A 14,400-nucleotide genomic window follows, 5' to 3' on the forward strand; every position below is an offset into this window, starting at 1 on the left:
GCGGCGCAGGGACGCCGGATCCGAGCCTCGGCGCCGCCGACGCCAACGCCGTGCAGGCTGCGGCGACACTCGCCGGGTATCTCGACCAGAGGGACGGCACGTCTCCCGACACGACGCCGCTCGTCAGCGTCGTGCTCTACGCCGGCGAGCACGCCGACGCGGCGAAGGCGATCCTCCCACCGCACTTCGATGACGTGGTTCTCGATCGGATTATCACCGGCATGCTCGCGCTGGAGTTGACCGCCCCCGCCTGGGGGAAGGCGGTGCGCGACCTGCTGGTCAGCGGCGAGGGGCCCGGCCTGCATCTGGTGCGGGACCACCGGTTGTCCGGGATCCCGTTCCGCGACGTAGTCGGGTACCTGACCGCGGCGGTGCCCGTCGGCATCGTGACGTCGCGGAGCGGCTCGCCCCAGCCGCTGATCGCGCCAGACCCGAGCACGGTGCTCGGCCCTGACGACGCGGCCATCGTCTTCGCTCCGGATGCGGCCGCCTGCGCGCTCCGAGCGGTGCCCGCGACCGATCCACCGGAGTGGGAGGGCGTCGACCCGTCGGTGCCCGACCTCGAGGTCCGCACCGTGCTCGTCGCCGGATTCAATGGCCGGATCGTGGCACTCTTGCGGGAACTTGCCATCGCCCCGGCCGCGCGGTTCCATGTCACGTCGTTGAGCCAGACTCCGGAATCGCGGCGCTCCCGGGCTGTGCCCGGTTGGGTGCTCGACAGGCTGACGATTCGCTATCTCGACGGCGACCCGACCGACGGGAGCACGCTGCGTCAGGCGATCGCGGCCACGAAGCCTGACGCCATCATCGTCAGCGGCGACGTGGCAGAGCATCCACGCGCGCCGGATGCAGCCGCCGTCTTCAGCTACCTGGCGACGCAGCAGATCGTCCAGGGCGCGGTCCCGGTGCTGGCCGTCGCCTACTCCAGCACCTACGCGGATCTCCTGGCGCAGGACGCGGGCGGGGCGAACCTCCCGGGCGCCGCCGAGATGATCGGGGGCACGCTCGCCTGGACGTTGCTGCGCACCGACATCACGCCGGTGCTGGCCGCGCTCTTCGACCCCTACCGGACGACCCTTCGAACGGTCCGCCTGCCGGAAAACAGGAGCCCCGCGCGCTTCGATGCGCTCTACCGTCGCGCCCTGGAGCGCGGCGCGGTGCTCGCCGGGATCGTGCAGCGGGACAGCACCCCCTCACTGGCTCCGCCACTCGAAACCCAGATCGAGCCGGGGACCTCGCTGCTGCTCCTCACCCGCGCGACCCGCACGCAAGCAACGCCGCCCGCCGATACGCCCCACGAGCTGCCCACTCGCGACCCGGCATCGTGAGGCGTCATGCGTCCCCCTCACCCCCGGCCCCGCTCCCACGAGGGGAGAGGGGAGAACGACGCAGTACGCACTACGCAATACGGAACACCCATGACGGATGACGCATGACGCATCACGCATGACGATGACGCCCGCTACGGATGCGCCAGGACCATATCGAGCACGACCGTCTGGCCCGCGCGGACGCGCTCCAGGCCGCGACGCAGTGCCGGCAAGACGTCGTTCGGGTCTTCGACCCGCTCGCCATAGCCGCCGACCGTCTCGGCCATCTTGTCGTACCGGGGCGCAGGCAGCAGGTCGATCCCGACGAAGCGATCCTGGCGCACCGAGTAGCCCTCCGGGTAGTTGGCGACCAGCGGGCGCTTGGTGGCGTTGTAGCACGAGTTGTTCAGGACCACGATCAGGACCGGCGCCGACTGCGTCTGCATCGCCCAGAGCGCCGCCAGCGGTGCGCCGAAGACGAAGCAGCCATCGCCCACGACCGACAGCACCGGCCGGTCCGGGTTCGCCAGCTTCACGCCGAGCGCGGCCCCGAGGCCCCAGCCGAGCGCCGAGCCGCCGCTGCCGAACCAGGTGCCCGGCTCCCGCGCCGGGGCTTGCTGCCAGACGGCGCGGTTGCTGGTCACCATCTCGTCGACGACCAGGCAGTCCGGAGCTTCCTGCAGGAGTTGCCCAAGGCAGTGGCCCACCCAGGCCACGCCCATCGGCCGCTTTCGCGCGGCCTGCGCGGCCTCCTGCCACGCCTCGCGAAGCTGCTCGTGGCGTGCGGCGAGGGCTTCGCGCCGCGCCGCGATGCGCTCTCGGTCGGACACCGTCAGCAGGTTCGTCGCCTCGTCGGCGATCAGGTCGAGCGCGCGGCCGGTGTCAGCCCGGATCGGCAGGTCCACCGGGAACGACCAGAGCGGGATGCGCTCCTTGATCGGGTCGAGGCCGATCTGGACCACCGTCGCGCCGGGGGCGGGCTGGGTCTGCTTCGGGATGTAGGGCACGTCCTGGTCGAGGACGACGACAAGGTCGGCCTCCGTCAGCAGCGTGCCCGGGTCTTCGCCCTGGTGGAGCGGGTGGTCGGACGGGAAGTTCACCCGCTCGCGCCACTCCACCACCGGGAGCGCCAGGAGCTCGGCCAGCCGCACTAGTCCCCGGAATCCGGCCTCCGTCCGTCCGGTGTTCGCGGTCAGCACGACCGGTCGCTTGGCGGCGACCAGGAGCCGGGCCACCTCGCGCAGCGCGTCCGGATCACCTGCGCCGATGTGCGCGGGGCGGAATCGCTCCGGCTGGTAGATGTCGATCGCCCCGACGCGCTCCATCAGCGGCTCGCGCGGCAGCGTCAGGTAGACCGGACCGGGCGGGTCGCTGGCGGCGATCTGGAAGGCACGCCCGACCACCTCGCCCACCTGGTCGGCACGCCGCATCTCGTAGTCCCACTTCACGTAGTTGCGCACGATCCCGTGCTGGTCCAACTGCTCCTGGAGCCAGTGGATGTAGCTGTCACGACTGCCGCGCATGGCCGGGTCCGTCGTGTACGGCGCCCGCCCCGCAGCGATGACCACGCCCGCGCGGCCGCGCTGGGCGTTGTGCAGCATCCCGCCCAGGTTCTGGGTGCCGACGTCGACGTGGACCAGCACCGCCTGCGGCCGTCCCGTTGCCGCGTAGTAGCCGTGGGCGGCCGCCAGGGCGACGATCTCGAAGAGGCACAGCACCGTGCGCGGGACGGGCCGGCCCAGGCTCTCAAGCTTGGCCAAGGCCTCCTGGATCGGGAAGGTGTCCGTCCCGGGATTGAGGAACAGGTACTCCACTCCCTGCGCGATCAGCGCTTCGACGTACCCCTCCGCCGTTTCGCCGACATCCACCCGCGTCACTGCCGGCCCGGCGGTGCCGGGGCCGGGTTCCGTCGTCGCCATTCCCTGCGCCTCCTCTCATCGTGTGTGGCTTTCGGCTCGCATTATAGGGGCTAACGCCGCTCCCGGCCTGTGCCGGGCATGCCGGGCGCCGGACGTGTACGATTCACGGTGGGCTGCTGGGCGCATCAGCGGGAGGAATGCATGGCGCGACTGCTGGTACTCGACATCGACGGGACTCTGCTGGATCCCTCGGACATCGTCACCCCGCGCGTGCGCGCGGCGATTGCCGAGGCACGGGCACGGGGCGTGGAGGTCGTCCTGGCGACCGGCCGGCGAGTGCGCTCGACACGCCCGGTCGTCGAGGATCTGGGGATCTACCTGCCCCTGGTGGTCTATAACGGGGCGCTGGTCTGGAGCACGGAAGAAGACCAGCCGCTGCACGAGACGCCCTTCACCCGAGAGATCCTGGCGCAGGTCATTACCGCAGCGCGCGAGGCCGGCCTGCCGCCGGTCCTGCTCCAGGGACCGCAAGCCGGGGAACGCATTCTCCTGCCCGACAACCTCCCGCCTGAGTCCGAGGCCGCCGTGGCGGGCTACGTTGGCCCGCGCATTCAGGAGACGCTCCGTCTCCCCTGGTCGGAGTTGCCGGAGCAACCGCACATCCTCACCGTCGACCTCTTCAGCAGTGACGATCGGCTGCGACCGGTAACAACGGAACTGGCGAACAAGATCGGCATCCCGGCCTACCACCACGGCCCGTGGGGACAGGCAAACCTCTGGGCCGCCAACCTCCACATGCCGGGCGTGAGTAAAGCCAGCGGGGTGGCGAAGCTCGCAGCCGATCTGGGGCTGACGATGGCGGACGTGGTGGCCGTCGGCGACGGCGACAACGACCTGCCGCTCCTGGAGGCGGCCGGCGTGGGGGTCGCTATGGGCAATGCCCCGGCGCACGTCCAGGCCCGTGCCGACGTGGTCGTTCGCGGCCACGATGAAGACGGCGTCGCCGAGGCCATCGAGCGCTTCGTCCTCGCCCGGCTCGACGGCCGGGAGCCGCGGCTGTCTTGACACGGCTACCGCCGCACGGCACGCGCCTCGGCACCCCACCCGATTGGAACCTTCCGGGGTGCCGCGCGTTTAGGGAAATGGCGGGGATTCCCGCCATCGGGTCGCATGACGGGTTGGGAATGGGAAGGGTTCGCATCGTGAAGCCTCGCGCTTCTGCGCGCGGTGTCCGGGTCTGCCTCATCCTCCTGATCGCACTCATCCTCCCCGTGAGCCTACCGGAACCTGCCGCCGCACGGGACATGTCCGATCCGCAGGACTTCTTCGGCATCGTCGGTCGGGATCCGTGGTACGAGTACAACACCAACCCGGAGAAGTTCCCCAACGACGTCAACCGCACCTTCCTCGACAATCTCCACGCCGGCATGGCCGAGATGGGGGCACGCTGGGTCCGGGTTGAGTTTCACGCGGAGTACGACGAACCGATTGGCCCCGGTCGAATCGATTGGGCCAAGCACGACTGGTACTTCCTCGACAGTGCGCCGCGCTACGGGCTGAAGACGCTGGCTGTCCTCGGTACCGGCATCGTGGGCGATCTCGACAAGACCTATCAGTTCAAGCACATCAACGATAAGCCCGACGCCGACGGCCGGAACCTGTACAGCCGCACCTACGTCCAGCGCGTGCACGAGATCCTGGACCACTATGGCGAAGCCATCGAGGCCTACGAGATTCTGAACGAGCCGAACGCCAACCAGCTCCTGCACTGGGAGACGAACGGCCGCGAGAAGGCGGTGAACCCGGACATTTACGGCCAGATCGTCACCGACATCTACACCAACGAGAAGGCGGCCCACCCGAGCGTCCAGTTCATCGCCGGTAGCCTGCTCCACGACCACGACGTCCAGAACGGCCGCGACGAGCACTTCGAGTGGCTGCGCAAGGTCTTCGAGTCACCCGCGGTCAAGCGCTACTTCAAGGAGCACGGCCGCTACCCCTGGGACGGCATCTCCATCCACCCCTACTACCTCCAGCCGGCGGAACTCCTGGCGCACCTGGAGGAGCTGCGGAGCCTCCAGGAGTCGCACGGCGACACGACGCCGATCTGGGTTACCGAGATCGGCTGGCCCGCCGCGCCACCCGAGTGGACCAACTTCGGGATCATGGACCCGACCGCCAGCGAGCGGGAGCAGGCCGATTACCTGTACGGGGTCTACACCACGCTGCGTGACCAGGCGCCCTACGTCGAGCGCGTCTTCTGGTTCAAGTACGAGGACTTCGGCGGCGGCGGCACCTATGCGAACTGGGGCCTCGTCCGGCTGCGCGACTCCTCCCAGCGCTACGGACCGGACGCCACGCCCTGGCCGCGGAAGCCGGCCTTCAGCGTTTACCAGTCGCTCGCCCGGCCCGACCGCGCGCCGACCGCGCCGGTGCCGCCGCCGCCCGATCTCGGCGAGCGCGTCCGCTACTTCCCGGAAACGGGCCACACGCTGCGCGACCCCTTCCTCCGCTACTGGGAAGAAAAGGGCGGGCTGGCCATGTTCGGCTTCCCGAAGACCGAGGTCTTCTATGTCCAAGGCCGCGCCGTGCAGTACTTCGAGCGCGCGCGGTTCGAGTACTTCCCCGAGTTCCGCGGCACGCCCTACGAGGTGCAGTTCGGTCTGCTCGGCCGCTACGTGACGCGCGGGCGCGAGTTCCCGGCCGAGCCGCCCCCGGCGAAGGAAGATCCGAGTCGCCGCTACTTCCCGGAAACCGGGCACTACATCTCGTTCGGCTTCAAGGACTACTGGGAAAAGAACGGCGGCCTCGCCATGTTCGGCTACCCGATCAGCGGCGAGATCACCGAGAACGGCCTGACGGTGCAGTACTTCGAGCGCGCCCGTTTTGAGTGGCACCCGGAGAACAAGGGGACGCCCTACGAGGTCCTTCTCGGGCACCTCGGCAACCAGGTCCTCAGCAGCCCAGGTTGGTATCGCTGATCCAACCACGCCACCCCGGCCGTCCGGGCACGATGGGGATGCTACAATGCCGCCGGGCGAGGCAGCCCGGCGGCTGCCCGTCTGTGGCTGGTGGCCCCCGAGGATCGGGGGAGTGTGGCGCGGAGTGACGACACGATGACCTATCGCTTCATCCTGGACGTGCCGGAGGCGCTCGCCGAGGAGGCACAGGCAGTTGTCGAGCGGACCCCGTACGCCGAGACGATTACCATCCACCGGCCTGGCGAGGGGCGCGTCGAGATCACCGTCGTCGCCCACGCTCACGACATCATCGACGCGATCTACCAGTGGCAAGCGGAGCAGCCGGAGGCGGCCGATGCCCGGTTCGCACTCTTCGGCGGCGAGCGGCTTCGCCTGGCGGACACGGATGCCGCCGGGCTCAAGGCAATGATCGAGGGAGAGCACGACGAGATGGCGAGCAGGGTTCAGGGCGAGCCCGGGTCGGCACTACAGACGACGGACGCGGTCCTCCAGCCGTATGCGCTCTCACCCGCTCCGGAAGGTCCGGTCAGCCAGGCCGAGCGCTCGCTGGTCATCGAGGCGATCGACCATCTGGCGATCCGGGTAGCCAACATCCGGAAGGCTGAGGAGTTCTACCGGGATTTCTTCCAGATGGACGTGGTGCTGCGGGCCCACCGCGAGAACGGCAACTGGGTACGGCTCCCGTCCGACTACGACTGGGAAGAGGGGCTGCGCCAGGGGGTATACGTCGATCTGGTGTACCTCAGCCACCCCCCGCTCTCTCTGGTGCTGCGGGAAGCGGGCCGCGGGGCGATCTTCACCGAGCCGCGGCTGGACCACATCAGCCTGCGCGTTTCACCCGGCACGCTGCTGACCATCCGTGCCCAGGCACTGATCCGGTCGTTCCCGGTGACGGATGACCGGCCGCACTCCTTCGTCTTCCGCGACCCGTTCGGCGTGACCTGGCACCTGACCGACGCCGCGGCGGGCTGATGCCTGGGGCGCGCCCCCAGACGGAAGGACCTCCGACATGCAGGACGTGTTTCGCGAGCTCATCGACGCGCTGTCCGAGACGCCGCAGCAGTTAGTCGCGCTGGCGCCGGAGGCCGAGGGGGCGCCTCGCTCCAACGAGCACTGGGGTCTGGCCGAGATCGTCGCCCACCTGGTCGACGTCGAGCGGGTCTACCGCGGGCGGATCCAGACGATCCTCGCCCGCGAGGGCGCCTACCTGCGCAGCTTCGACCCCGACCGCGCCGCACGGGAGCACGACTACGCCTCCAAGGACCTGCGCACGGTGCTGGACGAGTTCGCCAACGAGCGCGGGGAGACGTTGTCGCTGCTGATGAACCTGGCGCTCAAGGACTGGGAGCGCACCGGCATCCACGAAGAATTCGGCGAGGTGAGCGTCGAGGACCTGGTGGAGCGACTCGTCGACCACGACGCCGCGCACCTGCGCCAGGCGCGCGGCGAGGGCTAGCCCGCAGCGGCTCGGTCCCGCCTACCCCGCGCGCCGCGGTGCCGCCGCGCGCACCAGCGCCAGTGTCTCCTCCACCGTGTCGTGCGGCGTGATGGCGCGCACGACGACCTCGTCGAGGATGCCGTCCCACGCCGCCAGCGCTTCCTGGATCTCTTCGGCGGTCGACGCAGCGATGCAGGTGTCCACCGGCGCGACACCCATGCGCCGGAAGTGGTCGCCGTAAGCCGGGATGCGGGCGTAGCGGGAGCCTTCCTCCGTGAGGCGCCGCGCCGCGTCGTCGCCCAGCGCGACGCGCACGTAGGCCGCCAGCGCCGGGGTCGGCCGCCCCGCTTTCGCCGCACCGGCCTGAACCCACTCCACCGACCGCCTGGCGTGCTCCGGAGTGAGCCAGTTGAAGAGGACACCGTCGGCCACCTCCCCCGCCAGGTGGCACATCTTCGGACCCAGCGCGGAGATGTAGATCGTCGCGTCGAGCGCCTCCCGCAGCGCCTGCACGCCATCGCGCACGCGCTCCAGCGCGCCACGGCCGCCCGCGCCGCTGCCGACGCCGAGCAGGAGACGATCGAGCGGGAGACGGGTCCCTACATCGCCCCCCGCGCCCGTCTGACCGAGGGCCTGCGCCGCGATGCTCTCCGGGCTCCGCCGCGAGAGCGCGATCACCCCGACGCCGAGCGCGATCGTCGTCGTCACCTGTGCCGCCTCGGCCAGCGCGGCCAGCCCGTCCCCCTGCGGCGTATCGTTCACCCAGAACGAGTCGTAGCCGAGCGATTCGGCCTCGGCCGCGGTCGCCCGCGTCACCTCCGCCGGCACCGCCGCGGCGATCCCGAACCCGCGCCTGGTCCCTGCCATGTCGCCCTCTCTTCCCGTCCTCACCCCGGGAACGACGGCTCCCTCAGTGGCTATCCTCACCGATCAGCGGGACGTCGTCCTGCTCCAGGACCGTGTCTTCGTCCCAATCGAGCATATGGTGGGAGCGCCGTGCCTTGGTCTCCAGGTAGAAGCGGTTGTACTCGTTCGGCGGGATCACGAGCGGCACCCGCTCGACGATCCGCACCCCGTGCCGCGCCAGATCCTCGATCTTCGCCGGGTTGTTCGTCAAGAGCCGGATCGAGCGGATCCCGAGCGCGGCCAGCATCCGCGCCGCCGCCCCGTACTCGCGCTCGTCGTCGTGGAAACCGAGCGCCAGGTTCGCATCGACGGTGTCGAGTCCACGGTCCTGGAGCGCGTAAGCTCGGATCTTGTTGGTCAGGCCGATGCCGCGCCCTTCCTGCCGCAGGTAGAGGAGGACGCCGCGCTCGCTCTGGCCGAGCAGCCGCAGCGCCGCTTCGAGTTGGTCCCGGCAGTCGCAGCGCAGCGAGCCGATCGCGTCCCCGGTGAGACACTCGGAGTGGAGCCGCACCAGCACCCCCTCTGCGCCGCGCACGTCACCGCGCACGAAGGCGGCGTGCTCCCGATCGTCACGCTCGTCATTGAACGCGACGGCACGGAAGTGCCCGAACCGCGTGGGCAGGTCTGCCTCGGCCGCGATCTGGATCCCGAGCGGCTCCGGCGCCGCGTCGGCGCTCCATCCGTTTACATGCATACCGCTGTTCCCTCCGGTTTTCGGCTCGGGCCGGGCCCGACCGGGTACACTGCAAGCCAGCCCAGCCGACGGGATACTCCCGAACCGATCCTACGCCAGGAGCGAATCAGGAGGTACCCACGATGATCGCGCGCACCCCGGCCGAGCCAGCCTCCCTCCAGGGCGACCGCATCACGCTCACCCCGCTGGGGGAGGCCGATCTCGACGACGTACGCCGTTGGCGGTCCGACCCGGACGTTACGCGCTATTGGATCACACAAGTCGTGCCAACGCGCGCGGAGATGCGAGAATGGCTCGCACGCAATCGGCGCGAGGGCGCCTTGCTCTGGGTGATACGCGATGAGCGGCGCCACCGGATTGGCTTCGTCACACTCTTCGGGATCGACCCGGAACACCGCAAGGCCGAACTCGCCTTGATGATCGGCGAGCGCGACGTCTGGGGGCAAGGCTACGCCCGGGAGACACTGCGCGTCGTCCTGCGACACGCCTTCACCCCATCCAGCGATGGTGGACTCGGCCTGCACAAAGTGTGGCTCAGTGTGGTCGCCGAGAACCAGGCGGCGCGCCGCGCCTACACCGCCTGCGGCTTTCGCGAGGATGGCGTGCTCCGAGAGGATCTGTACCGCGACGGCGTCTGGCACGACCAGATTCTGATGAGCATTCTCGAGGATGAGTTCCGCCAGCAAGTCGAGGCAAACCCGGGGAAGACTGCGGGCTAGCGCGCCGAAGGGGTGCGACGCCAATAAAGACACCGGCGGCGCGGCCCCGCACCCCGCACCGCCGTGACTCTCCTCATACGCGTGATTCCTCGATTCTTGTTATTCCGAGCGACGCCGACCGCTGCTCCCGCGCCGGTCGGCGGAAGCGAAGGATCGTTCCTCGGAACCACCGGCAGCGGAACGCTCCTTCTCCCCCGGACCCTGCTCCGCTCTGAATGACAGGGCCGGAACCGGCTGTCCGATCCGGCTTATCGGATCCGGCGATCAGTCGGAGCGACGCTGTAGACGAACGCGACCCGGTTGGTGCAGATGTCGAGCAGCCCCGCCTCCAGGGCGAAGAAGAGCGCGACCGCCACGACACTCGGCATCGCCCAGGAGAGGGCGAACCAGCCCGCGGCACCGGCCAGGATCGCGAGCGACCAGAGCACGACCCGCGCCAGCAAAATCCCGTTCCGCGCCCCGATCACCATCAGCAGATACGGTCCGCGCCGGTCCAGCACCGTTGAAAGGACGATGCTACAGACGCCCACCGCCAGCGCGATCGCCAGCAGCATCTCCAGCGTCAGCTCCATGCCGTCCCTCCCTTACCCCGTGGATCTCGCTCACCATGAGTATCGCCCCGCTGCTGCTGGCATATCACGCACCGGTCCCGAAACCGAAGACGACGAGATTCCTAGGCCTCATGCCCGGTCGTACCCAGGCGATAGCCGATCGGACTCGCCAAACGGTACGACAGTGCCACACCGCACCGGGCCTTGCGTCCCACAAGGCCCCGTTCGTGCCCGCACGGCACCACGGTGAAGCCATCGGTCCCAACCCGCACTTGCCGGAGTACCAGGCCGAAACACTGCCTGGGGGCATACCGACCGCGCACGAGCACCGATTCCTGACCGGTCGTCATGCCGATCCCGCCAGCGGGTCCACACCGGCGCCCGGAACTGCCTTCGGGGGCCGTTTCCCGGTGTGACCTGGAGTCAATGTGTCTCACTGGCAAACTTTGACAAGCATCGGGAGTGTCTGTACACTGTGTCCGTATGGAAGCCGGTGCGGCAACCCGACTCTGCAACCGGACGAATTGGGAGGGAAGACATGTTGATTCCACGCTGGTGCCGGTTGACGGCAATCGCGGGAACGATGGCCGCAACCGCGCTTCTCGGAAGCCTGCCGGTCAGCGCGGCACCGCAGCATACCATCATGGTCGGGGAAACACTGACGAGCATCGCGGCGACCTACGGTGTGACGATCGACGCCATTGCCGAGGCCAACGGCATCGCCAATGTCGACCTGATCTACGCCGGGCAGCAGCTCATTATTCCCACCGCCGCTGACGACACCGCCCAGCCGGTCGCGGCCCCGATGGCAGCTTCCGAGCCCGCGCCGACGGAAACCTACACGATCCAACCGGGCGATACGCTCTGGAGCATCGCCGTGGCCCGCGGCCTCACTGTCGACGCCATCCTCGCGGCCAACCCGGCAATCGCCGATGCGAACCGCATCTACGCCGGACACACGCTGACCCTGCCGGGGGGCGCCGTCCCCCTCCCCACCGGGTCGGCCGGAGCGAACGGGTCGACGCAGGACGTACGGCAGATCATCGAGCGCTATGCGAACGACTACGGGCTTGACCCACTGCTGGTTCAGGCGCTCGCCTGGCAGGAGAGCGGCTGGCAGCAACACGTCATCAGCTCGTCGGGCGCAATCGGGGTCATGCAGGTCTTGCCTGACACCGGCGCGTGGGTGTCGCAGTTCGTCGTGGGGCGCCCCCTGGACATCCGCGGCAGCGTCGAAGACAACGTACTCGCCGGGACGGCCTACCTCCGCTGGCTCATCAACCACTTCGGCGGATCGCTTGAGCTGGCGCTGGCGGGGTATTACCAGGGGCCGGGCAGCGTCGCACGAACCGGCGTCCTCGCGGAGACGAACCGCTACGTCCAGAACATCCTCGCCATTCGCGACTACATCGCCAACCATGGTGTCCCGCCACGCTAGCGCTGGCGGGACGGTATCCAGCGCACCCGAACGGGCCGGGACACGCGCTCCCCGCGCGGAACCCGGCTTGTTTTCTTCCCCGGGCTTGTGGAGTTTGCTGAATTGACTGTGTCCACTCGCCCGCAGCCCGCGACTCCCCTCGTCGCATCCTGTGCAGCGTCGGGCACGGCGGCCACCCGCCCTCGCGTTGCTGTCACCCTTCGCTGCGCCGGGGCGGCTCCACTCAGGATGTCAGCGTCACGGGCGCGGCTGGCGGGGAGACGAGGTTCATTCGTCAACGTTCATGATCCCGCTCAGCCGATCGTGGTGAGCAAGGCGTCGAGTCGCCGGATGGAGGGCACCGGGCGCCCGTCGGCGTCCCGCTCCGGCCCGGTGCCGTCCCGGTCGAGCAGCACCGCCTCCATCCCGACGGCCCGCGCACCCAGGAAATCGCGCTCGTAGTCATCCCCGACGTGGAGCGCACGGCTGGGCTCCGCGCCTCCGAGGGCGAGCGCCCGCTCGAAGATGGCCGGGTGTGGCTTCTCCACCCCCACCACCTCGGAGATGACCCAGAAACCGATGTACTCGCCGAAGCCCAAAGCCAGGAGCACACGGGAGATGGCCGGGCGGGCGTTGGCGATCACCCCGAGCTTCAGCCCGCGGTCCCACAGCCCGCGGATGGTGGGCATGGCATCGTCGTAGACTTGATACATCCGGGGCGTGTCGTAGGCGGCCCGGACCGCCGCCACGCAGCGCTCCAGGTCGGCGTCGGGCACTCCGGCGTTGCGGAGCACGTTGGTGACGAACGTGCGGCGACGCACATCCCCGGCCGCGGCGCTGACGCGGTAGTCCGGCGGCACGCTCGCCGCCCGGCGCCGCGCCGCGGCATCCCACTCGGCGTTCAGTGCCTCCTCGAGCCGGCCCTCATCGACCTCGCAGCCGATCTCCGCGAGTACCTCGGCGTAGGCGCGCGCGAGGTCCGGCCGGAACGTGAGCAGCGTCCGCCCGACATCGAACGTCACGAGTTCGAACGCAAAGCACGGTGCCGACATCGGGCGTGCCTCCTGTCCGTCAGGCCTATTGAGTTCGGCGGCACCGCCTCACCGCACGAGGAAGCCGGCCAACGGGTCGTCCTCCTCGACCACGAAGGTATGAAAACCGGTGAGGTAGCCGCGACCCGCAACCTCCGGCACCACCGCGGCGATGTCGCCGATCTGGGTCTCCCGCAGAACCCGCGCCGTGTAGTGGCTGCCGATGATGCTTTCGTGCACGTACGGCTCGCCCAGCGCGAGGCGGCCGTTGGCGTAGAGGTAGGCCACCCGGGCTGCGGTGCCGGTGCCACACGGCGAGCGGTCCACCTCGCCGTCGGCGAAGATCGTCACGTTCCGCCCGTGCGCCGCGGGGTCGACCGGCGGCCCGCAGATGATCGTGCCGTAGATCCCACGCAGCTCCGGCTCCAGTGGGTGGACCACGTCGAGCCGCGCCTCGACCGCGTGCTTGACCGCCATGCCGAAGGCGATCAGGTCCCGCACCTGCTCCGGCCGGACCTCCAACCCGGCGACGTCGGCGTCGACCAGGGCGTAGAAGGCACCGCCGAAGACCACCGCCACCGGAAACGTCCCGTACGGCGTTTGGACCTCGACCGCCGGGGCGTAGACGAAGGATGGGACGTTCTCAAACGCCACCTGCCGGACCCGGCCGTCAACGACAGTGCCGCGCGCCGTGATCAGCCCGGCCGGGCTGTCATAGCGGATGACCGTCTCCTCGCCCGTCACCGGGTGCATGCCGGATTCCAGCAGCACCGTGGTCAGGGCGATGATCCCGTGGCCGCACATGGTGGAGTACCCCTCGTTGTGCATGAAGAGCACCCCGTAGTCCGCTTCGGGCGTCACCGGTGGCGTCAGGATGGCGCCGTACATATCGGCGTGACCGCGCGGCTCCCACATCAGGATGCGCCGCACCGCGTCGTGGTGCTCGCGCATCTCCCGCCGCCGCTCGAGCATCGTCGTGCCCGTGAGTCGCGGCAGCCCCGCCGTCACCACGCGCAGCGGCTCCCCGCCCGCGTGGGCATCGATGGTGGTGATGATCCGGCGTCCGGCCATCTGTCCCCTCTTCGGTCCGCCGACCCTAACTGAGCGGCGGGTACACGTCCTCGATGGCGAGCGCCCGCAGCGTGGCCTCGAGATCCTCCCGTATGCCGTCGTCCAGGCGCGGGCCCGGCTCCCGCAGCACCGCGTAGTCGATCAGGCCCCGGCGGCGCAGGATCTCCTTGCGGATCGCCACGCCCAGCTTCGGCTGGCCCTCGAAGACCAGCAGCGGCAGGTAGCGATAATAGGTCGCCTCGGCCTCCGCGCGATCGCCCGCCTCCCAGGCGCGCCAGATTCGGACCAGGATCTCCGGGTAGGCGAAGCCGGTCATCGTCCCGCTGGCGCCGCGCCGCAGCTCGTCCAGCAGGTACATGCCCCCGAGCCCACGAGACACTGAGCGATCGCGTTTGCCGTCGTCTGCTTGAAAAAAAAAATGGG

At 69.4% G+C, this 14,400-nt stretch carries 13 protein-coding genes and 1 pseudogene; 7 read left to right on the forward strand and 7 right to left on the reverse strand.

Features of this window, described 5'->3' with window-relative positions; all coding sequences use genetic code 11:
- Nucleotides 1-1,328 (forward strand): hypothetical protein (locus IRZ30_RS10445; RefSeq protein ID WP_294084995.1); only part of this gene is annotated, 1,328 nt, incomplete at its 5' end.
- 134 nt (nt 1,329-1,462) lie between these two features.
- Here the strand turns inward: IRZ30_RS10445 and IRZ30_RS10450 are convergent.
- Nucleotides 1,463-3,229 (reverse strand): thiamine pyrophosphate-requiring protein, encoded by a 1,767-nt coding sequence (locus IRZ30_RS10450; RefSeq protein ID WP_294084996.1) that lies wholly within the window; start codon nt 3,227-3,229, stop codon nt 1,463-1,465.
- Between the two features lie 141 nt (nt 3,230-3,370).
- Between IRZ30_RS10450 and IRZ30_RS10455 the strand changes: the two genes are divergently transcribed.
- The 4 genes from IRZ30_RS10455 (at nt 3,371) to IRZ30_RS10470 (ending at nt 7,606) form a co-directional block, all read left to right on the forward strand.
- Nucleotides 3,371-4,234, forward strand: coding sequence for an HAD family hydrolase (locus IRZ30_RS10455; RefSeq protein WP_294084997.1), 864 nt, complete (start codon nt 3,371-3,373; stop codon nt 4,232-4,234).
- A 137-nt stretch (nt 4,235-4,371) separates the two neighbouring features.
- The gene (locus tag IRZ30_RS10460; RefSeq protein ID WP_294084999.1) at nt 4,372-6,150 is read left to right on the forward strand and encodes a glycosyl hydrolase; all 1,779 of its coding nucleotides are present in this window, start codon (nt 4,372-4,374) and stop codon (nt 6,148-6,150) included.
- Nucleotides 6,151-6,264: 114 nt separating this feature from the next.
- Nucleotides 6,265-7,122, forward strand: coding sequence for a VOC family protein (locus tag IRZ30_RS10465; RefSeq protein WP_294085001.1), 858 nt, complete (start codon nt 6,265-6,267; stop codon nt 7,120-7,122).
- 37 nt (nt 7,123-7,159) lie between these two features.
- Nucleotides 7,160-7,606 carry a DinB family protein gene (locus IRZ30_RS10470; RefSeq protein WP_294085003.1) on the forward strand — a complete coding sequence of 149 codons (447 nt, stop codon included), beginning with the start codon at nt 7,160-7,162 and terminating at the stop codon, nt 7,604-7,606.
- Between the two features lie 21 nt (nt 7,607-7,627).
- Here IRZ30_RS10470 and IRZ30_RS10475 read toward each other — a convergent pair whose 3' ends face one another.
- Nucleotides 7,628-8,455 carry an LLM class flavin-dependent oxidoreductase gene (locus tag IRZ30_RS10475; protein ID WP_294085005.1) on the reverse strand — a complete coding sequence of 276 codons (828 nt, stop codon included), beginning with the start codon at nt 8,453-8,455 and terminating at the stop codon, nt 7,628-7,630.
- A 43-nt stretch (nt 8,456-8,498) separates the two neighbouring features.
- On the reverse strand, nt 8,499-9,188 hold the full coding sequence (ribA, locus tag IRZ30_RS10480) for a GTP cyclohydrolase II (RefSeq protein WP_294085006.1): 690 nt from the start codon (nt 9,186-9,188) through the stop codon (nt 8,499-8,501).
- 122 nt (nt 9,189-9,310) lie between these two features.
- On the opposite strand from ribA, the gene IRZ30_RS10485 reads away from it, so the two are divergent.
- Nucleotides 9,311-9,907: a GNAT family N-acetyltransferase gene (locus IRZ30_RS10485; RefSeq protein ID WP_294085007.1), complete on the forward strand. Its 597-nt coding sequence runs from the start codon at nt 9,311-9,313 to the stop codon at nt 9,905-9,907.
- A gap of 248 nt (nt 9,908-10,155) precedes the next feature.
- Here IRZ30_RS10485 and IRZ30_RS10490 read toward each other — a convergent pair whose 3' ends face one another.
- A complete protein-coding gene (locus IRZ30_RS10490; protein WP_294085008.1) occupies nt 10,156-10,479 on the reverse strand; it encodes a hypothetical protein in 324 nt (107 codons plus the stop codon).
- 517 nt (nt 10,480-10,996) lie between these two features.
- Here IRZ30_RS10490 and IRZ30_RS10495 point away from each other — a divergent pair.
- Nucleotides 10,997-11,896: a LysM peptidoglycan-binding domain-containing protein gene (locus IRZ30_RS10495; protein ID WP_294085010.1), complete on the forward strand. Its 900-nt coding sequence runs from the start codon at nt 10,997-10,999 to the stop codon at nt 11,894-11,896.
- Between the two features lie 293 nt (nt 11,897-12,189).
- Here the strand turns inward: IRZ30_RS10495 and IRZ30_RS10500 are convergent, their stop codons facing one another.
- The 3 genes and pseudogenes from IRZ30_RS10500 to IRZ30_RS10510 form a co-directional block, all read right to left on the reverse strand.
- Nucleotides 12,190-12,927 (reverse strand): HAD-IA family hydrolase, encoded by a 738-nt coding sequence (locus IRZ30_RS10500; protein ID WP_294085014.1) that lies wholly within the window; start codon nt 12,925-12,927, stop codon nt 12,190-12,192.
- 48 nt (nt 12,928-12,975) lie between these two features.
- The gene (locus IRZ30_RS10505; RefSeq protein ID WP_294085016.1) at nt 12,976-13,977 is read right to left on the reverse strand and encodes a proline racemase family protein; all 1,002 of its coding nucleotides are present in this window, start codon (nt 13,975-13,977) and stop codon (nt 12,976-12,978) included.
- A gap of 25 nt (nt 13,978-14,002) precedes the next feature.
- Nucleotides 14,003-14,400: pseudogene (locus IRZ30_RS10510) on the reverse strand (hypothetical protein); the annotation flags it as partial.

This window comes from Sphaerobacter sp., assembly GCF_019683595.1.
Classification (GTDB): Bacteria; Chloroflexota; Chloroflexia; order Thermomicrobiales; family Thermomicrobiaceae; genus Sphaerobacter.

Coding starts and splice junctions, on each gene's coding strand:
- IRZ30_RS10450 (WP_294084996.1), bottom strand. CDS start 3,229: ATGGCGACGACGGAACCCGGCCCCGGCACCGCCGGGCCGGCAGTGACG.
- IRZ30_RS10455 (WP_294084997.1), top strand. CDS start 3,371: ATGGCGCGACTGCTGGTACTCGACATCGACGGGACTCTGCTGGATCCC.
- IRZ30_RS10470 (WP_294085003.1), top strand. CDS start 7,160: ATGCAGGACGTGTTTCGCGAGCTCATCGACGCGCTGTCCGAGACGCCG.
- IRZ30_RS10475 (WP_294085005.1), bottom strand. CDS start 8,455: ATGGCAGGGACCAGGCGCGGGTTCGGGATCGCCGCGGCGGTGCCGGCG.
- ribA (WP_294085006.1), bottom strand. CDS start 9,188: ATGCATGTAAACGGATGGAGCGCCGACGCGGCGCCGGAGCCGCTCGGG.
- IRZ30_RS10485 (WP_294085007.1), top strand. CDS start 9,311: ATGATCGCGCGCACCCCGGCCGAGCCAGCCTCCCTCCAGGGCGACCGC.
- IRZ30_RS10490 (WP_294085008.1), bottom strand. CDS start 10,479: ATGGAGCTGACGCTGGAGATGCTGCTGGCGATCGCGCTGGCGGTGGGC.
- IRZ30_RS10495 (WP_294085010.1), top strand. CDS start 10,997: ATGTTGATTCCACGCTGGTGCCGGTTGACGGCAATCGCGGGAACGATG.
- IRZ30_RS10500 (WP_294085014.1), bottom strand. CDS start 12,927: ATGTCGGCACCGTGCTTTGCGTTCGAACTCGTGACGTTCGATGTCGGG.
- IRZ30_RS10505 (WP_294085016.1), bottom strand. CDS start 13,977: ATGGCCGGACGCCGGATCATCACCACCATCGATGCCCACGCGGGCGGG.